This is a genomic window from Pseudomonas serbica, from assembly GCF_028823535.1.
Classification (GTDB): Bacteria; Pseudomonadota; Gammaproteobacteria; order Pseudomonadales; family Pseudomonadaceae; genus Aquipseudomonas; species Aquipseudomonas serbica.
Genome location: NZ_JAQIYM010000001.1, coordinates 515,594 through 539,764 on the forward strand (window position 1 = coordinate 515,594; position 24,171 = coordinate 539,764).

General features: G+C 60.5%; 21 protein-coding genes. 11 read left to right on the forward strand and 10 right to left on the reverse strand.

Annotated elements, in window-relative coordinates; genetic code table 11:
• Positions 1-75 precede the first annotated feature (75 nt).
• Positions 76-1,374 carry an MFS transporter gene (locus NQL71_RS02385; protein WP_046818574.1) on the reverse strand — a complete coding sequence of 433 codons (1,299 nt, stop codon included), beginning with the start codon at positions 1,372-1,374 and terminating at the stop codon, positions 76-78.
• A gap of 362 nt (positions 1,375-1,736) precedes the next feature.
• Between NQL71_RS02385 and NQL71_RS02390 the strand changes: the two genes are divergently transcribed.
• Both NQL71_RS02390 and NQL71_RS02395 read left to right on the forward strand, forming a co-directional pair.
• Positions 1,737-2,141, forward strand: a complete 405-nt coding sequence (locus tag NQL71_RS02390) for an acyl-CoA thioesterase (protein ID WP_007896491.1) — start codon at positions 1,737-1,739, stop codon at positions 2,139-2,141.
• Positions 2,142-2,213: 72 nt separating this feature from the next.
• Positions 2,214-3,113 carry a D-hexose-6-phosphate mutarotase gene (locus NQL71_RS02395; protein ID WP_274642211.1) on the forward strand — a complete coding sequence of 300 codons (900 nt, stop codon included), beginning with the start codon at positions 2,214-2,216 and terminating at the stop codon, positions 3,111-3,113.
• A 113-nt stretch (positions 3,114-3,226) separates the two neighbouring features.
• On the opposite strand, the gene NQL71_RS02400 is transcribed toward NQL71_RS02395, so the two are convergent.
• The 5 genes from NQL71_RS02400 to NQL71_RS02420 all read right to left on the reverse strand — a co-directional run bounded on the left by NQL71_RS02400 (position 3,227) and on the right by NQL71_RS02420 (position 7,029).
• Positions 3,227-3,763 (reverse strand): DUF3299 domain-containing protein, encoded by a 537-nt coding sequence (locus tag NQL71_RS02400; RefSeq protein ID WP_077185004.1) that lies wholly within the window; start codon positions 3,761-3,763, stop codon positions 3,227-3,229.
• Positions 3,764-3,846: 83 nt separating this feature from the next.
• A complete protein-coding gene (locus NQL71_RS02405; protein ID WP_045057799.1) occupies positions 3,847-4,092 on the reverse strand; it encodes a GlsB/YeaQ/YmgE family stress response membrane protein in 246 nt (81 codons plus the stop codon).
• 110 nt (positions 4,093-4,202) lie between these two features.
• Complete coding sequence (locus NQL71_RS02410) at positions 4,203-5,285, reverse strand: 5-(carboxyamino)imidazole ribonucleotide synthase (RefSeq protein WP_077185007.1); 1,083 nt, start codon at positions 5,283-5,285, stop codon at positions 4,203-4,205.
• A gap of 11 nt (positions 5,286-5,296) precedes the next feature.
• Positions 5,297-5,788 carry a 5-(carboxyamino)imidazole ribonucleotide mutase gene (gene purE, locus NQL71_RS02415; RefSeq protein WP_046818578.1) on the reverse strand — a complete coding sequence of 164 codons (492 nt, stop codon included), beginning with the start codon at positions 5,786-5,788 and terminating at the stop codon, positions 5,297-5,299.
• A 332-nt stretch (positions 5,789-6,120) separates the two neighbouring features.
• Positions 6,121-7,029: a LysR substrate-binding domain-containing protein gene (locus NQL71_RS02420; RefSeq protein WP_046818579.1), complete on the reverse strand. Its 909-nt coding sequence runs from the start codon at positions 7,027-7,029 to the stop codon at positions 6,121-6,123.
• A 180-nt stretch (positions 7,030-7,209) separates the two neighbouring features.
• On the opposite strand from NQL71_RS02420, the gene aspA reads away from it, so the two are divergent.
• The 3 genes from aspA to NQL71_RS02435 all read left to right on the forward strand — a co-directional run bounded on the left by aspA (position 7,210) and on the right by NQL71_RS02435 (position 11,703).
• Positions 7,210-8,634 carry an aspartate ammonia-lyase gene (aspA, locus tag NQL71_RS02425; protein ID WP_020797941.1) on the forward strand — a complete coding sequence of 475 codons (1,425 nt, stop codon included), beginning with the start codon at positions 7,210-7,212 and terminating at the stop codon, positions 8,632-8,634.
• Positions 8,635-9,108: 474 nt separating this feature from the next.
• Positions 9,109-10,560 (forward strand): alanine/glycine:cation symporter family protein, encoded by a 1,452-nt coding sequence (locus NQL71_RS02430; protein ID WP_274642212.1) that lies wholly within the window; start codon positions 9,109-9,111, stop codon positions 10,558-10,560.
• A gap of 138 nt (positions 10,561-10,698) precedes the next feature.
• Positions 10,699-11,703, forward strand: a complete 1,005-nt coding sequence (locus tag NQL71_RS02435; RefSeq protein WP_274642213.1) for an asparaginase — start codon at positions 10,699-10,701, stop codon at positions 11,701-11,703.
• A 73-nt stretch (positions 11,704-11,776) separates the two neighbouring features.
• Here NQL71_RS02435 and NQL71_RS02440 read toward each other — a convergent pair whose 3' ends face one another.
• The gene (locus NQL71_RS02440) at positions 11,777-14,647 is read right to left on the reverse strand and encodes an EAL domain-containing protein (RefSeq protein ID WP_248686023.1); all 2,871 of its coding nucleotides are present in this window, start codon (positions 14,645-14,647) and stop codon (positions 11,777-11,779) included.
• 257 nt (positions 14,648-14,904) lie between these two features.
• On the opposite strand from NQL71_RS02440, the gene uvrD reads away from it, so the two are divergent.
• The 3 genes from uvrD to NQL71_RS02455 all read left to right on the forward strand — a co-directional run bounded on the left by uvrD (position 14,905) and on the right by NQL71_RS02455 (position 18,786).
• The gene (uvrD, locus tag NQL71_RS02445; RefSeq protein ID WP_274642214.1) at positions 14,905-17,088 is read left to right on the forward strand and encodes a DNA helicase II; all 2,184 of its coding nucleotides are present in this window, start codon (positions 14,905-14,907) and stop codon (positions 17,086-17,088) included.
• 269 nt (positions 17,089-17,357) lie between these two features.
• Entirely contained in the window at positions 17,358-18,239 is an 882-nt protein-coding gene (locus NQL71_RS02450; RefSeq protein ID WP_046818584.1) for a Tim44 domain-containing protein, read from the forward strand.
• A 139-nt stretch (positions 18,240-18,378) separates the two neighbouring features.
• A complete protein-coding gene (locus tag NQL71_RS02455) occupies positions 18,379-18,786 on the forward strand; it encodes an SMI1/KNR4 family protein (RefSeq protein WP_003187120.1) in 408 nt (135 codons plus the stop codon).
• A 21-nt stretch (positions 18,787-18,807) separates the two neighbouring features.
• Here the strand turns inward: NQL71_RS02455 and NQL71_RS02460 are convergent, their stop codons facing one another.
• Positions 18,808-20,571: a cation:proton antiporter gene (locus NQL71_RS02460; protein WP_046818585.1), complete on the reverse strand. Its 1,764-nt coding sequence runs from the start codon at positions 20,569-20,571 to the stop codon at positions 18,808-18,810.
• Between the two features lie 241 nt (positions 20,572-20,812).
• Here NQL71_RS02460 and NQL71_RS02465 point away from each other — a divergent pair, with 241 nt between their 5' ends.
• The gene (locus NQL71_RS02465) at positions 20,813-21,295 is read left to right on the forward strand and encodes an acyl-CoA thioesterase (protein ID WP_020797950.1); all 483 of its coding nucleotides are present in this window, start codon (positions 20,813-20,815) and stop codon (positions 21,293-21,295) included.
• Between the two features lie 63 nt (positions 21,296-21,358).
• On the opposite strand, the gene pdxY is transcribed toward NQL71_RS02465, so the two are convergent.
• Entirely contained in the window at positions 21,359-22,231 is an 873-nt protein-coding gene (pdxY, locus tag NQL71_RS02470; RefSeq protein ID WP_046818586.1) for a pyridoxal kinase PdxY, read from the reverse strand.
• Positions 22,232-22,351: 120 nt separating this feature from the next.
• Here pdxY and NQL71_RS02475 point away from each other — a divergent pair, with 120 nt between their 5' ends.
• The gene (locus NQL71_RS02475; RefSeq protein ID WP_077185012.1) at positions 22,352-22,765 is read left to right on the forward strand and encodes a DUF3301 domain-containing protein; all 414 of its coding nucleotides are present in this window, start codon (positions 22,352-22,354) and stop codon (positions 22,763-22,765) included.
• Between the two features lie 57 nt (positions 22,766-22,822).
• On the opposite strand, the gene NQL71_RS02480 is transcribed toward NQL71_RS02475, so the two are convergent.
• Positions 22,823-23,788, reverse strand: coding sequence for a CobW family GTP-binding protein (locus tag NQL71_RS02480; RefSeq protein ID WP_274642215.1), 966 nt, complete (start codon positions 23,786-23,788; stop codon positions 22,823-22,825).
• Positions 23,789-23,814: 26 nt separating this feature from the next.
• On the opposite strand from NQL71_RS02480, the gene NQL71_RS02485 reads away from it, so the two are divergent.
• Positions 23,815-24,171 carry a hypothetical protein gene (locus tag NQL71_RS02485; protein WP_046818733.1) on the forward strand — a complete coding sequence of 119 codons (357 nt, stop codon included), beginning with the start codon at positions 23,815-23,817 and terminating at the stop codon, positions 24,169-24,171.

The window sequence follows — 24,171 nt, forward strand, 5'->3', positions numbered from 1 at the left end:
GACAATTGGATGAAAGGCCAGCATCTAACGACAGATCGTTCCCACCGCCAGGGCGTGGGAACGATCGGCGGTGGATTAACGACCCTTCTTCCAGAGATACGCCCCCACCAATATCCCGACCCCGCACAGCACCGCCACGTAATACGCCGGCCCCATCGGGCTTTCCTTGAGCAACAGGCTGACGATCATCGGCGTCAGACCACCGAAAATCGCATAGGCCACGTTATAGGAGAACGACAGGCCGCTGAAACGCACCACTGGCGGGAACGCCTTGACCATCACGTACGGTACCGCACCAATGGTGCCCACCAGCAGACCCGTCAGGGCGTACAGCGGGAACAACCAGTCGGGATGGTCGGCCAGGCTGTGATAAAAGGTCCAGGAACTGGCCAGCAAAGCCGTGCAACCAATAACGAACACGCGTCCCGCACCAAAGCGATCCGCCAGGGCACCGGCAATGATGCAGCCAATGCTCAGGAACACGATTGCCAGACTATTTGACTGTAGTGAGGTGGTTGGCGAGAAATGGTAAACCGTCTGCAGCACGGTCGGGGTCATCAGGATCAACACCACGATGGCGGCGGACAACAGCCAGGTCAGCAGCATCGAAATGGCAATCGCACCGCGATGGTCTCGCAGCACCGCACGCAAGGGCACTTCTTCGGCCAGCGCCTTGCGCTGTTGCAGTTCGGCGAACACCGGGGTTTCGTGCAGCCAGCGGCGCAGGTACACCGAGAACAGGCCAAACACGCCGCCCAACAGGAACGGGATCCGCCAGGCGTAATCCGCCACTTCAACCGGCGTGTAGAGGCTGTTGATCGCCGTGGCGACCAGAGAACCCAGGAGAATGCCCGCTGTCAGGCCACTGGTCAGTGTGCCGCAGGCATAGCCGACATGCCGCTGGGGTACGTGTTCAGAAACGAAGACCCAGGCACCCGGCACCTCGCCGCCAATCGCCGCGCCCTGGATCACCCGCATCAGCAGCAACAGGATCGGCGCCCACATGCCGATCTGCGCATAGGTCGGCAGCAGGCCCATGATCAGGGTCGGCACCGCCATCATGAAAATGCTCAGGGTGAACATCTTCTTGCGCCCCAGCAGGTCGCCGAAGTGCGCCATGACGATGCCGCCCAGTGGCCGCGCCAGGTAACCGGCGGCGAAGATACCGAAGGTCTGCATCAGGCGCAGCCACTCGGGCATGTCCGCCGGGAAGAACAGCTTGCCCACCACCGTGGCGAAGAACACGAAGATGATGAAATCGTAGAATTCCAGCGCGCCGCCCAGGGCCGACAGCGATAGCGTCTTGTAATCGTTGCGGGTCAGCGGACGTGCGGATTGGGAAGGCTGCGCGATACTCGAGGGCGCTGTGGTCATGGCAAGGGCTTCTCTTATAGTCAGGTCTGCCGCCCCAACAACGCTGGCAAGGGCTCGGGCAGGACCGGCACGATAGCAAATTGTTCGAAAAAGCACATAGAGGCGCGTTTTAGATGGTCAAAATGAGAACCCGACGGTCGTATCGGAGTCTACCGACCGATATACTCGCAACTGTGCGATAGCTAACAAGGGTTGCTGTGCGAAAACGCCTCAGGTTCATAGGCGATTTCGCAGAGTTTCCCTTTAGGCGCCTTATGGAAAACGTGACGAACGTAGTATGTTCGGGGCTGAATCGTTTTTCCTGAAGACGGCTATTCACCCGCAATACCTACGAAGAGTCACGGGTCAGAGGCACCCCCGGCATGATAGAGCTCGAACAAGAAGATCCGATCCCGCAAGGCGACCTGGCCCTGCAAATCACCGCGCTTCCTCGTGAAACCAACGGCTTTGGCGATATTTTCGGCGGCTGGCTGGTGGCGCAGATGGATTTGGCCGGTACTGCGATGGCCAGCAAAGTGGCTGGCGGTCGCGTGGCCACTGTCGCGATCGACCGCATGGCCTTCCTGGTTCCGGTCGCAGTGGGCGCTCAGCTCTCCTTTTATACCCAGGCCCTGGAGATCGGTCGCAGCTCGATCCAGATGATGGTCGAGGTCTGGAGTGACGACCCACTCTCCAGCGAATGGCGCAAAGTGACTGAAGCGGTGTTTGTGTTTGTCGCCATCGATGGCAGCGGCCGTACTCGTTCGGTACCGCCCAGAGCCCGTTGAAACCGGCTGCGTTAAACCCGACAAGCGTTTTGCGGTCCATTGCAGTCATTGTTACTGATCGAGAGCTGTCCCATGAGTACGCCCAACGTTGAAGCCGTCAAACTGGATGAACTGAACTGCTGGCGGATCCGTCACGGTCAGGCCGAACTGCTGGTAGCCCAGCAAGGTGCGCACATCCTCAGTTATCAATTGGCTGGCCAGCCGCCGCTGATCTGGCTCAACGACGAGGCTGTCTTCAAGGCCGGCAAAAGCATCCGCGCCGGTGTGCCGGTGTGCTGGCCATGGTTCGGCAACCTGGCGCGCAACCCACAGACCGTTCAGGCGATGCGCATCAGCAACGAACCCGCTACCGCTCATGGGCTGGTGCGGACGATGGACTGGGAACTGGGCGGCATCAAGGCCGAGGGCGAAAGCCTGAAGATCGAGTTCCTCCTGCCCTGCCCCGAAGACGGTTTGCCAGGCTGGCCGCACAAGGTCGACTTGAAGTTGAGCATTCGTCTGGATGAGCAGCTGCATATCTGCCTGACCAGTCACAACCAGGGCACCGACATCGTAACGATCAGCCAGGCGTTGCACAGCTATTTCGCAGTCAGCGACGTGCGCAATGTGCATGTCGAAGGGCTGGACGGCCTGGACTATATCGAGACGCTGGACGACTGGAAAACCGTGACCCAGTCCGGTGACTTGCACTTTACCGGCGAAACCGATCGCATCTACCTCGATACGCCGAGCAGGCTGAGCATTGTCGACCCGACCTGGGAGCGGCGCATCGAGCTGACCAGTACCGGTTCGCGTTCGGCCGTCATCTGGAACCCATGGACCGAACGCGCCGCGGCGTTCAGCGACATGGCCGACGATGGCTGGCAGCGCATGCTGTGCATCGAAACGGCGAATGTGATGGGTGATGTAGTGGCTTTGGCACCGGGCGCCAGTCATACCCTGGGCGTGAGCATCGGCAGCAAAGCGCTGTAACACCACAAAACCAATGTGGGAGCGGGCTTGCTCGCGAAGGCGGTGTGTCAGGCAACATTTATGTCAACTGACACTCCCTCTTCGCGAGCAAGCCCGCTCCCACATTTGAATGCCTACAAATCCGACTCCTGCACCACCCTCACCTTCGCCGCATCCAGCGCATAAGCCGCATCCGCCAGATCATTGCTGACCTTCTCGATCTTCAGCGTGCCAGTCACCCACAGCGGCGTGTAGATATCATCCAGCTTCAAGCCCTTGGGATAACGCACCAACACCAGTTGATTGGGGGGCGGTGGCGGTACGTGGATGCAAGCGCCTGGGTAGGGCACCAGGAAAAACAAGGTACTGTGGCCTTTGGCGTCGGACTCCAGCGGTACCGGGTAACCGCCGATACGGATGTCCTTGTCGTTCATCGATGCCACGGTTTTGGTCGAATACATCACCGCGGGCAACCCCTTGCTCTGCTTCATGCCACCTTTTTCAGTGAAGGTGCCATTGGCTTCCGGGGAGTCGTGGTCGATTTCGGGCATGGCCTCAAGGGCTTTCTGGTCCGATTTGGGCATCAGTTCGAGCCAGTCGGTTTCCGGCAGCTCGCCGGCATGGGCAAGGCCCGAACCCAGTAAAACAAGAGTCAGCAAAAGACGGCGCATGAAAATGCTCGGTAGGGATAAGGAAATCGCCGGGCATTCTAGTCCTCCCGGGCTGCGCAGCCGAGAGGACTTTGTCGCTTGAATCAGTTCTTTTTGATCAAGCCGTAGATCACCAGCAAAATGACAGCGCCCACCAGCGCCCCGAGGAAGCCTGCACCTTCGCCTGCCTGGTAGAAGCCCAGGGCCTGGCCGCCATAAGTGGCCGCCAGTGAACCGCCAATACCGAGCAGGATGGTCATGATCCAACCCATGCTGTCATCGCCCGGTTTGAGGAACCGCGCCAGCAGGCCGACGATCAAGCCGATAAAGATGGTTCCGATGATTCCCATGGCATTTCCCTCTGATTTGGTAGTTAGCGAAAGCCTAGTCAGACTTTGGCATCCTGCCATGAGAGAACGGCGGCCCCTCAATGGTTCCGCCGCCGCCACATGAAACTGTTTTACTCGGCGATGAGCGCTTCGACCTTGAGGATCTGCGCGGCCAACGTTTCGCGGTCTGCACAGCGCAGGTTGGCGTGGCCGACCTTGCGGCCGACCTTGAAGGCCTTGCCATAGTGATGCAGATGGCAATCGGCGATCGCCAGGACTTTTTCGGTCTCCGGCACTTTACCGATGAAGTTCAACATCGCGCTTTCGCCGACCTTGGCGGTCGAACCCAGCGGCAGGCCAGCAACCGCCCGCAGGTGGTTTTCGAACTGGCTGCACTCGGCGCCTTCGGTGGTCCAGTGCCCGGAATTGTGTACACGCGGAGCGATTTCGTTGGCTTTCAAGCCACCATCGACTTCAAAGAACTCGAACGCCATCACGCCAACATAGTTCAGCTGCTTGAGCACTCGGCTGGAATAATCCTCCGCCAGAGCTTGCAACGGATGGTCCGTGCTGGCCACGGACAGCTTGAGGATGCCGCTGTCGTGGGTGTTGTGTACCAGCGGGTAGAACCTGGTTTCGCCATCGCGAGCACGTACGGCGATCAGCGAAACTTCGCCGGTGAAAGGTACGAAACCTTCCAGCAGGCATGCCACGCTGCCCAACTCCGCGAAAGTGCCAACCACGTCTTCAGGAGTACGCAGGACTTTCTGGCCCTTACCGTCGTAACCCAGGGTGCGAGTCTTGAGCACGGCCGGCAGACCGATGGAAGCCACGGCGGCCTCCAGATCGGCTTGCGACTGAATGTCGGCGAACGCCGGGGTTGGAATGCCAAGATCCTTGAACATGCTCTTTTCGAACCAGCGATCGCGGGCGATACGCAGGGCTTCGGCGCTCGGATAGACCGGGACGAATTGCGAGAGGAATGCCACGGTTTCGGCCGGGACGCTCTCGAACTCGAAGGTCACCAGATCGACTTCATCGGCCAGCTGGCGCAGGTGATCCTGATCGCCGTAATCGGCCCGCAGGTGTTCGCCCAACGCAGCGGCGCAAGCGTCCGGCGCCGGGTCGAGGAAAGCGAAGTTCATGCCCAGCGGAGTGCCCGCCAGCGCCAACATGCGACCCAACTGGCCGCCACCGATTACACCGATCTTCATCGTCAACAACCTCAGGCGATGCGTGGGTCTGGATTTTCCAGGACGCTGTCTGTCTGCTCAGCACGGAAGGTTTTCAGCACCGCGTGGAACTGCGGGTGCTTGGCGCCCAGGATACTCGCCGACAGCAGGGCTGCGTTGATCGCACCGGCCTTGCCGATGGCCAGGGTGGCGACCGGAATGCCTGCTGGCATCTGTACGATCGAGAGCAGCGAATCGACGCCCGAGAGCATCGCCGACTGTACTGGCACGCCCAGCACCGGCAAGTGGGTCTTGGCTGCACACATGCCAGGCAAGTGGGCTGCGCCACCGGCACCGGCGATGATCACCTCGATGCCACGCGACTCGGCTTCTTCAGCGTACTGGAACAGCAGGTCCGGGGTGCGGTGGGCAGAGACCACTTTCACCTCGTAGGGGATGCCGAGCTTTTCCAGCATATCGGCGGTGTGGCTAAGGGTGGACCAATCGGACTTGGAGCCCATGATCACGCCAACCAATGCACTCATCGTCGTGCCTCTTCTCTCTGGGCGCCCGCAGGCGCATCAAAAAACAACAAGCCACGCAAAATGCGTGGCTTGATTGTACGAATTATGGCCGGTCGTAACCGGCCGAAGGCCGCGCAGTATACCTTAATGAAGCAGATAAACAGCCCCCGAATCGACCATCTGTCATACGGCGCAAAGTCCCGGTTTTATTGACTCCCGGGTCAATGGAATACAGCACAAATCTCCTGTGGGAGCGGGCTTGCTCGCGAAAGCGGTGGGTCAGTCAACATCAATGCTGCCTGACATACCGCATTCGCGAGCAAGCCCGCTCCCACATTTGAGTTTCCGCGGTCTCAGGTACTTTGGGCGGCGCCGCCTTCCAGCTTGCGCCACAGCAACCGCACATTCGCCTTGCGCACCAGCGCGCAGCGATACAGACGAATCTCCAGCGGCACATGCCATTGCGGGCCACCGCACACCACCAGTTCACCGCGCGCCAACTCGGCGCGCACGCTCAGTTGCGGTACCCAGGCAATCCCCAGCCCTTCCAGCGCCATGCTCTTGAGGCTATCGGCCATGGCGGTTTCATACACAGTGGTAAAGCGCAGCGCGCGCTGGCGCAGCAAGCCATTGACCGAACGCCCCAGGAATGCTCCCGCGCTGTAGGCCAGCAACGGCACGCTGGCCTCGCCTTCCAGATCGAACAGCGGCTTGCCCTGCTCATCCGCCGCGCACACCGGGAGCATTTCGGTGTGCCCAAGGTGCAAGGAAGGAAAGATCTCCGGGTCCATCTGCATGGCGGCATCCGGGTCGTAGAACGCCAGCATCAGGTCGCATCCGCCTTCACGCAGGGCGTGCACGGCGTCGCCGACGTTGGTTGCCACCAATCGCGTAGCGATGTTCAAGCCTTCATTGCGCAGCTGGGCGATCCAGCGCGGGAAAAAACCCAATGCCAGTGAGTGCGCCGCCGCGACTTGCATCACTTCACCCTGCCCGCCTTCCAGATGATGCAGATGACGCAGCACTTCACCGAGCTGCTCGACCACGGTGCGCGCAGTGACCAGGAATAACTGGCCCGCCGCGGTCAGCTCAACCGGCGTGCGCGAGCGATTGACCAGGGTCAATCCCAACGCGGCTTCGAGGCTGCGGATACGACGGCTAAAGGCCGGTTGCGTCACAAAGCGGCGTTCGGCCGCCTGGGAGAAACTGCGGGTGGCGGCCAGGGCACTGAAGTCTTCCAGCCATTTACTTTCCAGATTCATCACGTCCTCCCGGACACGCACCAATTTAGGTCACACGCTCGCCGTCAACACGGCGTCACATTGGCATTATGCCGAATATGCATAGGCCAGTGTTTAACAGCATTGGCCCAAAATCCTCCACAAGCCTAGCATTTGCAGTGTTCCGGCACAGCCCGGGTCCATATTGAGATGATTTCTATCATGTCCTCCGCTGCATCATTCCGCACAGAAAAAGACCTGCTTGGCGTACTCGAAGTACCGGCTCAAGCGTATTACGGCATCCAGACCCTGCGAGCGGTGAACAATTTCCGTCTCTCCGGCGTTCCGATTTCGCATTACCCGAAGCTGGTTGTCGGCCTGGCCATGGTCAAGCAAGCTGCCGCTGACGCCAACCGCGAGCTGGGTCACCTCAGTGAAGCCAAGCACGCTGCCATCAGCGAAGCCTGTGCCCGTCTGATCCGCGGCGATTTCCACGAAGAATTCGTGGTGGACATGATTCAAGGCGGCGCTGGCACTTCAACCAACATGAATGCCAACGAAGTCATCGCCAACATCGCGCTGGAGGCCATGGGCCACCAGAAGGGCGAATACCAGTACCTGCACCCGAACAATGACGTGAACATGGCGCAGTCGACCAACGACGCCTACCCGACGGCGATTCGCCTGGGTCTGCTGTTGGGTCACGACGCACTGCTGGCCAGCCTCGACAGCCTGATCCAGTCGTTCGCCGCCAAGGGTGAAGAATTCAGCCACGTCCTGAAAATGGGTCGTACCCAGCTGCAGGATGCCGTGCCGATGACCCTCGGCCAGGAATTCCGCGCTTTCGCCACTACCCTGGGCGAAGACCTGGCGCGCCTGAAAACGTTGGCACCCGAGCTGCTGACCGAAGTGAACCTGGGCGGCACCGCCATCGGCACCGGCATCAACGCCGACCCGCGTTACCAGCACCTGGCCGTTCAGCGCCTGGCCACCATCAGCGGTCACCCGCTGGTACCGGCCGCCGACCTGATCGAAGCCACTTCCGACATGGGCGCCTTCGTGCTGTTCTCCGGCATGCTCAAGCGCACCGCGGTCAAGCTGTCGAAGATCTGCAACGACCTGCGCCTGCTGTCCAGCGGCCCACGCACCGGCATCAACGAAATCAACCTGCCAGCGCGTCAGCCAGGCAGCTCGATCATGCCAGGCAAGGTCAACCCGGTTATTCCGGAAGCCGTGAACCAGGTTGCATTCCAGATCATCGGCAACGACTTGGCGCTGACCATCGCGGCCGAAGGCGGCCAGTTGCAACTGAACGTGATGGAACCGCTGATCGCCTTCAAGATTTTCGACTCGATCCGCCTGCTGCAACGCGCCATGGACATGCTGCGCGAGCATTGCATCACCGGCATCACCGCCAACGAAGAACGCTGCCGTGAACTGGTCGAGCATTCGATCGGCCTGGTTACCGCGCTGAACCCGTACATCGGCTATGAAAACGCCACCCGTATCGCGCGCATCGCCCTCGAAAGCGGCCGCGGCGTGCTGGAACTGGTGCGCGAAGAAGGCCTGCTCGACGACGCCATGCTGGCCGACATCCTGCGCCCGGAAAACATGATTGCCCCGCGCCTGGTCCCGCTTAAAGCCTGACCCGACGCGTTACCTGTAGCACCGCTCACCAGGTCGAGGGACTAGACACCTCTCACCTTTTGAGGGCTTGGAGATCAATCTCCAGGCCCTTTTTTTTACTCTGAACTTGTGGTGCTTTTGCTGGCTCTTCGCTGGCAAGCCCGCTACTGCAAGGACAGGGTGAACACCAACCACCTGTAGGCTGGCTTGCCAGCGAAGAGGCCCTCAAGCTCCCGGAAATCCCCTTCGTTTTACCGCATGCACCACAACCGTGCAGACGGACGGCACTCTCATCGGTATAGTGCCGCCCCTCTTCGCGTGAGCGGTCGTCGGTAGCGAGACCACAACCCATGCGAAACCCGAACTAATAACAAACCCGCGATATGAAACCGGGACGAACATCGATCCACCTGTTGTGCCGCGCGCCCGCTGGTGTAACTCGATGTGTCTGTCCGGCCAGCATCTGCCCACACAAAAAACAGCGAGGAATAATCCATGCTCGAAGTCATCAACGACTTCCTCTCAGGGAAAGTACTGATCGTGCTCATTGTCGGGCTCGGTAGCTACTTCACGATCCGCTCGCGTTTCGTTCAATTGCGTCACTTCTTCCACATGTTCGCGGTGTTCCGTGACAGCCTCAAGAGCAGCGCCGGCCAACTCAGTTCGTTCCAGGCCCTGATGCTCAGCCTTGCCGGGCGTGTCGGTGCAGGCAACATCGCCGGTGTCGGTATCGCCGTGACACTTGGCGGGCCCGGTGCCGTGTTCTGGATGTGGGTCACCGCACTGGTCGGCATGTCGAGCAGCTTCTTCGAATGCTCCCTCGGCCAGCTCTACAAGCGCTGCGACAGCGAAGGCCAGTTCCGTGGCGGCCCTTCCTATTACATCCAGCACGGCCTGCAAAAGCGCTGGCTGGGGATGATCATGGCATTTCTGCTGCTGATCACCTTCGGCTTCGCCTTCAACGGCCTGCAATCCCATGCCGTGACCCACTCGCTGAACAACGCTTTCGGCCTCGACACCACCTGGACCGGTCTTGGCCTGGCCGTCCTGCTGGGCCTGGTGTTCATCGGCGGGATCAAGCGCATTGCCAAGGTCGCTGACCTGCTGGTGCCGGTGAAAACCCTGGTGTACATCGGCGTGACCATCTACGTGATCGTGCTGCAGTTCGATCAGGTGCCGGGCATGTTGATGACCATCGTCAAGAGCGCTTTCGGTCTCGACCAGGCCTTTGGCGGCCTGATCGGCAGCGCGATTATCATGGGCGTGAAGCGTGGCGTGTTCGCCAACGAAGCGGGCCTGGGTAGCGCACCGAACGTGGCTGCGGTGGCCTCGGTCGAGCACCCTGTGGCACAAGGCGTGGTCCAGGCGTTCAGCGTGTTCCTCGACACCTTCGTGATCTGCACTTGCACGGCCTTGCTGATCCTGCTCTCGGGCTTCTACACCCCGGGGTTCGAAGGCGACGGCATTGCCCTGACCCAGAACTCCCTGGCCGCCGTGGTCGGTGACTGGGGCCGGATGTTCATTTCCGTGGCGCTGGCCTTGTTCGTATTCACCTCGATCCTCTACAACTACTATCTGGGCGAGAGCAACCTGCGCTTTTTGATCGGTGAAAACCGCAAGGCGCTGATGGGCTACCGTGCGCTGGTGCTCGTGCTGATTTTCTGGGGTGCCATCGAAAACCTCGGGACCGTGTTTGCCTTTGCCGACATCACCATGACGATGCTCGCGTTCGTCAACCTGATCGCGCTGTTCCTGCTGTTCAAGGTCGGCATGCGCATCCTGCGTGACTACGATGACCAACGCGCGGCCGGGATCAAGACGCCGGTGTTCGATTCGAGCAAGTTCCCTGATCTGGACCTGGATCGCCAAGCCTGGCCAGCCAATCCGCCAGCCGCCATGACCAAGGCTCAAACCGAGCCGCAGGGCGTGTCCGCAGCGCAACGCTGATCGGTTAAAGTGCAAAATCCCTTGTAGGAGCGAGCTTGCTGGCGAATGCGGACTGACATTCGATACGGATGTCGACTGACACACCGCCATCGCGAGCAAGCGCGCTCCCACAGGACGTCATTGTTCTCGGAGCCCTCCATGAATTCCTCGACCTACCCTGCCGCCCAGCACGTCATGGTGCTCTACACCGGCGGCACCATCGGCATGCAAGCCAGTGCCAACGGCCTGGCGCCGGCATCCGGTTTCGAAGCGCGCATGCGCGAGTACCTGAACAGCCAGCCTGATCTCGTGGTACCGCAATGGCGCTTTCGCGAAATGTCGCCGCTGATCGACAGCGCCAACATGACTCCGGCGTATTGGCAGCAATTGCGTGAAGCGGTGGTCGACGCCGTGGACGTGCAAGGTTGCGACAGCGTGCTGATCCTGCACGGCACCGACACCCTCGCCTACAGCGCCGCCGCCATGAGTTTTCAATTGCTCGGCCTGCACGCTCGCGTGTGCTTCACTGGCTCGATGCTGCCGGCCGGCGTGACCGACAGCGATGCCTGGGAAAACCTCGGCGGCGCGCTGGTGGCTTTGGGTCAAGGCCTGGCGCCAGGCGTGCACCTGTACTTTCATGGCGAAGTGCTGGACCCGACCCGTTGCGCCAAAGTGCGCAGTTTCGGCCGGCATCCGTTCAAGCGCCTGGAACGTCAGGGTGGTGCTGCGAAAGCAACCTCGCTGCCAGCGCAACTGAACTACAAGCAGAACAAAGTACTGGCGAAAGTCGCTGTGTTGCCGTTGTTCCCCGGCATCAGCGCCGAGTTGTTGGACGGAGTGGTCGACAGCGGTATTCAAGGCCTGGTGCTGGAGTGCTACGGCAGCGGTACCGGTCCGAGCGACAACCCGATGTTCCTCGTCAGCCTGGAACGCGCGCGGGAGAAAGGCGTTGTGGTGGTTGCGGTCACGCAGTGCCACGAAGGCGGTGTCGAGCTGGACGTGTACGAGGCCGGCAGTCGCTTGCGGGGCGTGGGCGTGTTGTCCGGCGGCGGCATGACCCGTGAGGCGGCTTTCGGCAAGTTGCATGCACTGCTGGGTGCGGGGCTTGAGACAGCTGAGGTTCGGCGGCTGCTTGAACTGGACCTTTGTGGAGAGCCGGCCTAACCCGCCAGCCGGCGCTTCATAGCGTCATGGTCTTCCGCCAGGCACGCCAAGGGCCTGGCGAGAAACCTCTTCGTCAACTTGCGACCTGGGCTTGCAGCAGGCCCGCCAATACCTCGGCCTCAACCGGCCGGCTGATTAGATAGCCCTGCACTTCATCACAGCGTTCAGTTTTCAAAAACTCCAGCTGCTCTGGCCGCTCCACGCCTTCAGCCACCACTTTCAGTTTCAAGCCGTGCGCCATGGCAATGATCGCCCGGGTGATCGCCGCGTCGGGTGTGCCCTCTCCCAGGCCGCGAATAAACGCCTGATCGATCTTCACGTAATCCACCGGGATGCGCTTGAGGTAGCTCAGGGACGAATAGCCGGTGCCGAAATCGTCGATCGCCAGCTTGACCCCCAAATCACGCAGTTGCCGGAACGTGGCGATAATGTGCTCGACGCTGTCGAGCAATTGGCTTTCAGTCAGTTCCAGCTCCAGGTATTGCGGCGCCAGTCCGGTTTCTTCCAGGACCTGGCGCACCAGGCTGACCAACTTGCCTTGGCGCAATTGATGCACCGAAAGATTGACCGACACCCGAATCGCCTCCAACCCCAGACGCTGCCATTCGCAGGCTTGCCAGCAGGCCTGGCGCAGGACGAACTCGCCGATCGGGCCGATCAGCCCGGTCTCCTCCGCCAGACCGATGAAATCTCCCGGTGGCACACGCCCCATGGTCGGGTGGTCCCAGCGCACCAAGGCCTCGGCGGCATTGAGCTTGCCCGTGGCGAGGCACAGTTTCGGTTGGTAAAACACCTTCAGCTGCTTGTCTTCGACCGCTTTACGCAGATGATTTTCCAGCTGCAAGCGCTCCAGGGTGCTGGTTTGCAAGCTATCGGTGTAGAACTGGAAATTGTTACCGCCCAAATGCTTGGCGTGCTGCATGGCCATGTTCGCCTGATTGACCAATGCGGAGATTTCCCGGGCGTTGTCCGGCAACAGGCTGATGCCCATGGAAGCACTGACCACCAGTTCATGACCCTCGACGGTCACCGGCAAGCGCAATTTGGCCGCCAGGCGCGTCGCCACCCGCGCCAGGCTGGAGAGGTTGCCGTAGGCATTGAACAGCACGGCGAACTCATCGCCGGACAAGCGCGCGATGGTGTCTGCCTCAGGTAATGCATTGACCAGGCGCCGGGCCATTTTCCGCAACAGCTGATCGGCCACTTCGTGGCCCAGGCTGTCGTTGAGCTGCTTGAAGCGATCCAGATTGATATGCAGCAGCGCCAGGCTGCGATAACCGCCCTGACGCACCCGCTGATGCGCCTCGCCAAGCCGTTCGCGGAACATCGAGCGATTGGCCAGGCCCGTGAGTTCGTCGTGATGGGTCAGGTAGCGCATGCGCTCTTCGGATTCTCGCCGGGCCGAGAGATCCGAGAAAAAACCGACTATATGACTGACATTTCCCCGGAGATCGCGTACTGCATTCAATTGCAGCCATTGCGGATACATCTCGCCGTTCTTGCGGGTTTCCACCAGCTCACCCTGCCAGCTGCCATGCTGTTCCAGCGCTTGATGGATCGCACCGTAATGCCGGCGCGCGTCGCGGCTGCAGGGCAACTCCACCACGTTGCGCCCGAGCATCTCCTCGATTTCGTAGCCAGTGACCCGGCTGAAAGCTTGATTGACCGCAATCAAGGCATAACCCGGATCGAAAATCACGATCCCTTCGCTGGCGGCCTCGAAAACAGTCGCGGCCAACTGCCGTTGTTCCTCCTGGGCCTTGCTGGCACTGATATCGCGCCGCGTACCTACCATGCGAATTACCCGGCCGTTGTCGGCGCGTTCGACCGCCCGCCCGCGGTCCTCGATCCACACCCAGTGGCCATCACCATGCCGCACGCGGTACTCGATCTGGTAATCCTCGGTGCGGCCCTTCAAATGCTCAACCAACGCCCTTTTCAGTGCAGGCAGATCGTCGGGGTGCAGGCGGGGTTTAAGGTGGCGCAAGATGGCGGTCACCTGCTCCGGCTCCAAGCCAAACAGTTCCTGGATCTGCGTGTGATGGACTTCGTCGGTTTGCAGGTTCCAGTCCCACAGTCCCAGTTCGCTGGCCTTCAATGCCAGCGCCAGGCGCGCCTCGCTCTTGCTCAGCGCCTGGTTGGCCGCGTCCAGCTCCAGGCTGCGCTGGGCGACACGACTTTCCAGGTCGACCTGGATTTCACGCAATTCGTCTTCGGCACGCCGACGCTGATCGATTTCCCGGGTCAGCTCCTGATTGAGCTGGTCGCTGCAGTTCTGCACTTGCTGCAGATGTTCGATCAGCGCCTGATTCTGAAAGCGTCGCAGCAGGCCGCGATCGATCAGTCGATTCACTTGCCAGGCGACCACACTCAAAGCGCCCAGCAAAATCAGGCCGAACCAGCCCCAACCGTGCCCCTGCTCTTCCCCACCCCAGAACATATAGGCAATGGCCGGCAGCAGGCAGGGCAAGGTGAAAGACAGGAACGCCGGCAAACTCACTGCGTAGGCCACACTGGCCGAAAGCGCCGCGGCACCGATCAGGCCGAAGACCCACGCTTGTTGAATGAAGTTATCGGCGGGAACCAAGGCAATACCGGCACCGGCCAGGGTCAGGCCAGTGAGCCCCGAGCCCAGTAGAAACATGCGCCGCCAGATCGGATGCGCCTGGCGGTTGGGAATCGCCGAATCGAAGGCCGCCACCTGGATCACTCGCAATGCCACCAGCGACAGCAACCACACCAGCCAGACACTGACCAGGAAGTAACGCTGCGGACTCCAGAGCAAACCGGCGCACACCAGGCCATTGATCAACATGAACAGCGTGGGCAACAAGGAACCTTGATACAACAGACGCGTGCGTTCGACCGCCATTTCCATGGCGTATCGTTTACGAATAACCCGGGGTTCCACGGAAGGGCCCGACAGGTCGAAGCTGAGGGTCATAGGCAGTGTTCTTGTTCTTATAATGATGAGCATGAGCCCGAAACGTCGACGGAGCATACACAACGCAAAGCGTGGACCAAACCGCTACCGATCAAAAAACAGACAAAATTTGCCCGCCGCCAGTCATGGCAGGATGCCTTCAGACAGGGCCGGACAACGCTTGCAGCCGATGACTGACCGGTCGTCCATGGGTAACTTTCATCGGCTAAAGCAAAGCGGGGTTTGCCCGGGGTGACGCAGCCCCCTAGAATGCCCCGATGCGCGATGATCTCTCCCTTCTGCTGAACTCCCTCAACGATGCCCAACGCCAGGCCGTAGCTGCCCCCGTGGGTCGTCAGTTGGTCCTGGCCGGTGCTGGTTCCGGTAAAACCCGAGTGCTGGTGCACCGTATCGCCTGGTTGATCCAGGTCGAAAACGCCTCGCCCCACTCCATCCTGTCGGTGACCTTCACCAACAAGGCTGCGGCCGAGATGCGCCATCGCATCGAGCAGTTGATGGGTATCAACCCCGCCGGCATGTGGGTCGGCACCTTCCACGGCCTGGCGCACCGCTTGCTGCGGGCGCACTGGCAGGAAGCAAGCTTGAGCCAGACCTTCCAGATTCTCGATAGCGACGACCAGCAACGCCTGGTCAAGCGGGTGATCCGCGAGCTCGGCCTGGACGAACAACGCTGGCCCGCCCGCCAGGCCCAATGGTTCATCAACGGGCAGAAAGACGAAGGCCTGCGCCCTCAGCACATTCAAGCCAGCGGCGATCTGTTCCTGGCGACCATGCGCAGCATCTATGAGGCCTACGAGGCGGCCTGCCTGCGCGCCGGCGTGATCGACTTCTCCGAATTGCTGCTGCGCGCGCTTGACCTGTGGCGCGATCACCCCGGCCTGCTGGCGCACTATCAGAAGCGCTTCCGGCACATCCTGGTGGACGAGTTCCAAGACACCAACGCCGTGCAGTACGCCTGGTTGCGCCTGCTGGCCAAAGGTGGCGACAGCCTGATGGTGGTCGGCGACGACGACCAGTCGATCTATGGCTGGCGTGGCGCGAAAATCGAGAACATCTACCAGTACTCCGAAGATTTCCCGGACGCCGAAACCATCCGCCTGGAACAGAACTATCGCTCCACCGCTGGCATCCTCAAGGCCGCCAACGCCTTGATCGCCAACAACACCGGGCGCCTGGGCAAAGAGCTGTGGACCGACGGTGGCGACGGCGAAGCTATCAACCTGTACGCCGCGTTCAACGAACACGACGAAGCCCGCTACGTTGTCGAAACGATCGAAAGTGCGCTGAAAACTGGCTTGGCTCGCAGCGATATCGCGATTTTGTACCGCTCCAACGCCCAATCGCGCGTGTTGGAAGAAGCCTTGCTGCGTGAGCGCATTCCCTACCGCATCTACGGCGGCCAGCGCTTCTTCGAACGCGCTGAAATCAAGAACGCCATGGCTTACCTGCGCTTGCTCGAAGGCCGTGGCAACGATGCCGCGCTGGAACGGGTGATCAACGTGCCGGCCCGGGGCATCGGCGAGAAAACCGTCGAGGCGATCCGCGACCATGCCCGGCACAGCGATGTGTCGATGTGGGAAGCGATGCGTCAGCTGGTGGCCAACAAAGGCGTTACCGGCCGCGCAGCCAGCGCATTGGGCGCGTTTGTCGAGTTGATCGAGAACCTCGCCGCCAAGTGCATGGAAATGCCGTTGCACCTGATGACCCAGACCGTCATCGAGCAGTCGGGGCTGATCGCCTACCACGAAGCGGAAAAAGGCGAGAAAGGCCAGGCTCGGGTAGAAAACCTTGAGGAACTGGTCAGCGCCGCGCGCAACTTTGAAAACAGCGAAGAGGACGAGGACCTGACGCCGCTGGCGGCCTTCCTCGGTCACGCGTCGCTGGAAGCCGGCGATACCCAGGCCGACGAACACGAAGACAGCATTCAGCTGATGACCCTGCACAGCGCCAAGGGCCTGGAATTCCCCTATGTGTTCCTGGTGGGCATGGAAGAAGGACTGTTCCCGCACAAGATGAGCCTGGAAGAGCCAGGCCGTCTTGAGGAAGAGCGTCGCCTGGCCTATGTCGGCATCACTCGGGCCATGCAAAACCTGGTGATGACGTATGCTGAAACCCGACGCCTGTATGGCAGCGAGACCTACAACAAGGTCTCGCGATTCGTACGCGAAGTGCCCAAGGGCCTGATTCAGGAAGTGCGGCTGTCCAACAGCGTCAGCCGTCCGTTCGGCGGCAACCAGTCGATGAACGGCAGCAACCTGTTCAGCGGCAGCGAGATTCCGCAGACCGGCTTCAGCCTGGGCCAGGCGGTGCGCCACTCGATCTTCGGTGACGGCGTGATCCTGAACTTCGAAGGCGCCGGCGCGCAGGCGCGGGTCCAGGTGAATTTCAGCGAAGGCAGCAAGTGGTTGATGCTGGGCTACGCCAAGCTGGAAGCGATCTGACGGCTGGAAAATCGCAAGCTTCGCCAGCGCCTAAACTGTAGGGACTGGCGAAGCCTGCGATCCTTTACACGGCCACGCTGGACCCAAATACATCCTTTCCTACAGAACTTATCTACTTCTCCTACAGACCAAAGTTAACAGGCCCTATTGCGCTGACTGAAGCTGAATGAAACCTGTCAGGCAAAAGCCCGAAACACTCTGCCGCTAGCCAGTAACACTTCAGCTGTGCAACATGGCGCGCGTGCCTTCCACAAATGGGAATTCCCTTTATGAAACGTTTTCTTAGCATCGCCATGGCGTTGTGCATCGGCCTGACGATGAGCCTCGACGCCAATGCCGCCAAGCGCTTTGGTGGTGGCAAAAGCGCAGGCGCTGCGCCGACACATCAAACCAGCCAGATGGCTCCTTCTTCTCCAGGCATGGGCGGCGCCGCAGCGACCGCTGGTGCAGCCGGTGCCGCTGGCGCCGCAGCGAAGGCCGGTGGCGCTTCGCGCTGGCTCGGCCCTCTGGCTGGCATCGCCGCCGGTGGCCTGCTGGCGTCCATGTTCATGGGCGACGGCTTCCAGGGCATGCAGATCTTCGACATCCTGATCATGGCCGTCATCGCGTTCCTGGTCTTCCGATTCATCGCCGCCCGTCGTCGCAAGCAGCAGGAGCACATGGCTCCGGCAGGCTACGCACCACCTATGCAGCGTGAAGCATTCGAACAGAAGCCTGCTGGCGGTTCGATCTTCGGCGGTTCGGCTGCACCGGTTACCGCTCGTCCGGTCATCAACGCACCGGCCTGGTTCAATGAAAAGAACTTCATTGAAGCGGCCCGTAACCACTTCCAGTCCCTGCAACAGCACTGGGACGCCAACGAAATGGACAAGATCGCCGAGTTCGTGACCCCGCAGATGCTGGAGTTCCTCAAGCGCGAACGCGCCGACCTGGGTGATGGCTTCCAGGCCACCTACATCGATAACCTCGTTGTGCAACTGGACGGTGTGGATGATCGCGCCGACAAGACCATCGCCACCCTGACCTTCAGTGGCGTGTCGAAAACCTCGCGTTTCGACCAGGGCGAAGTGTTCAGCGAAAGCTGGAACATGGAACGTGCACAGGGCGAGAACCAGCCTTGGCTGGTGGCCGGTATCCGCCAGAACGGCTGATCACCCTCCACGCTTCACTTGCTGTAATAAAAAACCCCAGCCTCGGCTGGGGTTTTCTATTTCGCGGTTGCATCTATAGCGAGCTACTGTATAAACCGCCCCATATAAACCGCGCCATACAAGCAAGAGGATCCCGGACGTGGAAGAAATCATCGAACAACTGCGTGAAGCCAACGAGCCGGTACCGGTCCCCTTGGAGTTGCCCGACGAAGACCTGCTGGTCGAGATCGAAGAACAACTGTTCATCGATATTCCATTCGTCTTCAGGGAGTTCCTGCTGACCGTCAGCGACGTGGTCTATGGCAGCCTGGAGCCGGTCACCGTCACTGACCCGCAATCCCACACCTACCTGCCGGACGTTGCCGCCAACGCCTGGGATGCAGGCGTAGATCGCAGCCTGATTCCAATCTGCCAGGACGGCGACGACTACTACTGCGTCGAAGAAGACGGCACCGTCGTGCTCTGGCAGGCCGAAGAAGAACTGATCGCCGAAGAAACCTGGGAGTCGGTATGGCACTGGGCGCGGGACGTCTGGCTGGAAAGCTGAGCCTGCCGACGCCCCACCTGCTCAATGCCCCGGCGAATCCTTGTGGTTTTCCAGGGTATCGAGCAAGGCCACCTGCATCCGTGTATGCACGCGGATGAACCAGCGCCACAGCAACGCCGCTACGGCGGCCGCGACGACGGCGATCAGGACCAGCAACTTGTTGGTCGGCAAGATACTGGCCGACAAGGCTGCCAACAGCAGGAAAATCACCAGCAGCGACAGGATCGGGATCACTTCGGAGATCACCCGGCGCACTCGCTGCGTGTGACGGCCCGCCATCTCCGGTTTGACGCCCATTTCCGCCAGCAACATCGACAATGCCTTGAGCTTGCGATACGCGGCAATCAGGAATGGCAGCGACAACAGCAGCGCCCCACCCCAGATCAACGCTTTCTGCCAGCTCGGGTCGCTGATCCAGCCTTGCAAGTAAGTGGATATGCCTTCGGCGAAGTAGGCGCCGGAAAAGAAGATCGCGATCACCAGCGCCAGATTGACCCCCACCTGCAGCAAGATCCGCCGAATCATCGATGCCAGCAATGCGCCCTGCCCTTGCGGCTGGATGCTGCGCAGCCATTCGCCGTACATGCCCAGCACTCGACCCAGTCGTTGTGGCATCACCGCGGCCAGCTTGATCGACAACGGGTCCGCTGCCCGGATCAGATAGGGCGTCAGCAACGTGGTGATCACTGAAACCGCCACGGCCACCGGATAAAGAAAGTTACTGGTGACCTGCAGGGTCATGCCCAACGAAGCGATGATGAATGAGAATTCGCCAATCTGTGAAAGCCCCATGCCGACGCGCAGTGAGGTACGTCCGTCGTTGCCGGCGATAAAGGCGCCAAGGCCACAGGACAGCATCTTGCCCAGCACTACCGCCACGGTGATCACCGCAATGGGCCAGGCGTATTGCAGCAGGATCATCGGATCGAGCATCAGGCCGATGGCGACGAAGAAAATCGCACTGAACAGGTCGCGAACCGGTTCGATCAGGCGCTCGATTTTGAGTAACTGCCGGGACTCAGCCATGATCGCGCCAATCAGGAACGCACCAAGCACCATGCTGTACTCAAGCTTGACCACCAGCAGGCAGAAGCCAAAACACAGGCCCAGCACGGTGATCAGCAGCATTTCATTGCTTTCGAACTTGGCCACGTAAGCCAGCAGGCGCGGTACCAGCAGGATACCAATGACCAGCGCGACGATCATGAACAGCGAAAGCTTGCCGACGGTGGAGAACACCTCACCCGAACTGACCGTGCCGCTGACCGCGATGCTCGACAGCAAGGCGATGATGCCGATACCCAGGATGTCTTCGACGATCAGTACGCCAAAGATCAACTGCGCGAAGCGCTGGTTTTTCATCTTCAGGTCATTGAGCGCCTTGACGATGATGGTGGTCGAGGAAATGGCCAGGATCGCCCCGAGGAACAGCGAGTCCATGGTGTTCCAATCGAACCAGCGACCAATTTCGTAGCCGATCCAGATCATCAGGACAATTTCGAGGAATGCCGCGATGAACGCCGTGGCGCCAACCTTGAACAACTTGCGCAGGCTGAACTCCAGGCCCAGGCAGAACATCAGGAAAATCACCCCCAGTTCAGCCAGGGTCTTGATGGTTTCTTCGTCGTGGATCAGGCCGAACGGTGGTGTGTGCGGGCCAATGATGAAACCCGCCACGATGTAACCCAACACCACCGGTTGCTTCAGACGATGGAAAAGCACGGTCACCACGCCTGCGACCAACATGATCACTGCCAAATCCTGAATAAAGCTGATGGCATGCATGGCGTGGGGCTCCTTGGGGTGACATGGCGCTTTTCGTGTAGGAATTTTCCCTTGGGTCTGGGCTTTTGCAGGGTAACACCGCGACTACGGGCGCAAAGGCGGTGCAATATATGGAAACAGATCGATTGGGCGTGACGGCGGCCGCCTGCGCGGCGTCCCGATAACTGTTGGTTTGAAAAAAACCGCTGAAGCGCCCGCAGAGGTGCGTCCCTCAAACCTTGCCTTGACCCGTGAGAACGCTATGGAACCCGGAAACGCCCAGCTGTCGATGACAGTATTGATGACCCCCGACATGGCCAATTTCTCTGGCAACGTGCACGGCGGCACCCTGCTCAAATACCTCGACGAAGTGGCTTACGCCTGCGCCAGCCGCTATGCCGGCCGCTACGTGGTGACCCTGTCGGTGGACCAGGTGATTTTCCGTGAGCCGATCCATGTCGGCGAACTGGTGACCTTCCTTGCATCGGTCAACTACACCGGCAACACCTCCATGGAGGTGGGCATCAAGGTGGTGACCGAGAATATCCGTGAGCGCTCGGTGCGCCATACCAACAGCTGCTTCTTCACCATGGTCGCGGTGGATGACCAGCGCAAGCCTGCCCCGGTGCCACCGCTGCAACCCGTAAACAGTGAAGACAAGCGCCGCTACATGCAGGCCCAGCAACGTCGTCAGATTCGTCAGGAGCTGGAAAAGCGCTATCAGGAAATCAAGGGCGACGCGTAAGGCAAGAGACCGCAGCCTCCTGTAGGGACTGCCGAAGGCTGCGATCTTTTCGCCATAACCGGATCACAAACTGATCGGCGTCGCCTCGAACCGCACCCGCGGATGGGCGATCCGGTCCTGAGCCCGAACCAGTTCCAGCTCATAGCTGGCGCACGCCTGGGTTTCCAGCAACACCTCATGCACCGCCGACGCAGCGAATTCGAATGCCGCCACCAGGCTGTCACCCAGCAGGACGCGAGCCAGGAACAACCCGGACGTCAGGTCGCCAACACCCACCGGCTGACGCGGAAACGCCAGCAGCGGACGCTGCAGATGCCAGCTGCCTTCGGCCGACACCAGCAACATCTCAAAGACATCGGCCTTTTTGCCGGGATAGTCCAGGTGCTTGATCAGCACCGCCTTCGGTCCACGTGCCAGCAGCGCACGCGCCATCGCCAGACAATCGAACAGCGACTGCGGCTTGCGCCCCGAGAAGCTGTCGAGCTCCAGTTGATTGGGGCACATGAAGTCGGCCACGCTGGCGGCCTCCTCCAGCAGGAAATCACTGACTTCCGCCGGCACGCTGCAACCCTTCTCCGGATGGCCCATCACCGGGTCACACAGGTACAGCGCCTTGGGGTTGATCGATTTGATTTTCTCCACACCCGTCAGTATCGCCCGGCCCTGGGCCGCACTGCCGAGGTAGCCGGACAGCACCGCATCGCAGTTGCCCAGCTCGCCAATGGCCGCGATACCATCGACAAGATCGGGAATCTGGTGCGGCGCCAGCACATCACCGGCCCACTGGCCGTATTGGGTGTGGTTGGAGAACTGCACCGTGTTGAGCGGCCAGACATTCACCCCGACCCGCTGCATCGGGAAAACCGCGGCACTGTTGCCGGCGTGACCGAACACCACGTGGGATTGGATAGCGAGCAGATGGGGCGTACGTTTCATGCGGTGAGTTATCCGTAAAACGATTGAAATTCAAGCCGCGCAGTATGCGACTAAACACAGCCTGTACGACAGACCGGCGACACAGTTAAGCTGACACTATCTTGTTGGAGCACCCTGTTGATGCTGACCCTTGGAAATATTTTAGTGCTGATGCTTTTCGCCACCGCGGGTGCCTGGCTGTGGCACAACCATGGCTTGCGCGAACACGCACTGGAGCGGGTAAAGCAGCATTGCGGCAAGCTCGGGATCGAGCTGCTGGATGGCAACGTGGCATTGAAAAAAATCGCGTTCATCAAGGATGCCAATGGTCGGCGACGATTGGCCCGTGTATATAACTTCGAATTCACCGTGACCGGCGAGACCCGCCACAACGGGACCATCACCCAATTCGGCCCCCACAGCGCACAGATCGAACTGGCACCTTATCCCGTGCCATTCGACGACACCCCCACCGTGGTGGATGTAGTCAAGCCGCGTGCCGAAGTGATCGAGCTGAGCCAGTGGCGACAGGAGCACACCAAGTGGCGGCCTTGAATCAACAGATCCCGCGCCCCCTGTAGGAGCTGCCGAAGGCTGCGATTTTTTTGATGTTCACCCCAACCGACAGCCCGCCAGCCCCCGTTGCAGCACCTCGACATCCTGCAACCCACCAAAAATCAGTTCAATCCGCGAATCCTGCCGCCATTCGCTGGGCCGCCACGCCAGCACCGCGTTATCCAGCGCATTCGCCGACACCCACCCCCCGGGGCTGTGGATAACCATCTTCGCCCGCCGCCAGTCAAGGCCAGCGAGCCAGCGTACGATCCTGTCTGTATCAAAGGCCTGACTCGGATGCCAGCGCCAGCCAATGCTCCAGCCGCCATCCTGCTCCTGACTCAGGCAGATCGGCAGTGCCGGATCAGTCCAGATCGCCGGCAACTGCGCCAGCCCCTTGGGTGCCACAAAGTTATCCACACCCGCCTCAGCCCGCACGCCCAGGCCCGGCAATTGGCTCAATGGCATGGCCGCCTGGTGCGACCAGTACAGCGGGCGCTCCGGCAATTGTGCGGCAAGTCGCTGACGGGCGATGTCATCGAGGTGTTCCGACTTGTTCATCAGCAACAGACCGGCGCCCTCCAGCGCGTCCTGTTGCGCCGCCGGTAGCGGCTTGCCAGCGGCAAGCGCCTGGGCGTCCAGTACCAGAACGCAAGGTTGGACGCTCAGGACACCTTGCCACGGTGCTTCCCGCAACTGCCTGAGCAACTGCACCGGATGCCCCAACCCGGACGGCTCGATGAACAGTCGATCCGGTCGCGCCTTGCGCAGCAAACGACCAAGACCGACCTGAAACGGCGCACCGTTGACACAACACAAACAGCCCCCGGCCACTTCACCCAGTGCGATACCATCGGCATCACGGGTCAGCAACGCGGCATCGATACCGATCTGACCGAATTCGTTGATCAACACCGCCCAGCGCTCGCCAGCGGGCCGTTGTGCCAGCAGGTGCCTGATCAGGCTGGTCTTGCCGGCTCCCAATGGCCCGGCGATGACATGGGTGGGTATGTTCTGCAACATGATCGAGAATGTCTGAGGAGTTCAGGATGCGGTGGATAGGATGGTCGTTGCTGCTGGCGCTCAACTGCGGCGAGGCAATGGCCCAGGCTTGCGTGGTCCACAGCCAGGCGGAACGGCTCGACGTGAAAGTCTGCCAGCAAAACCGCAATATTCCGCAAAAGCTCTTCGCCGACGGCTTCTGCCAGCCAAGCCTTGCCGGGCAGAAAGTCGAGGTGCAGTACGTCGACCAATGCCCTGCCGGGGCGTTCGGCGTGTGCAGCAACGCCCAAGTCGCCAATATGCCCTACCGGCAGGATATTCACTATTACGGCGTTGCCACGGATGCGGCGTATTTGAAGCCGTTTTGCGAAGCCCAGAGCCAGGGGACCTGGCTCAAGCCTTGA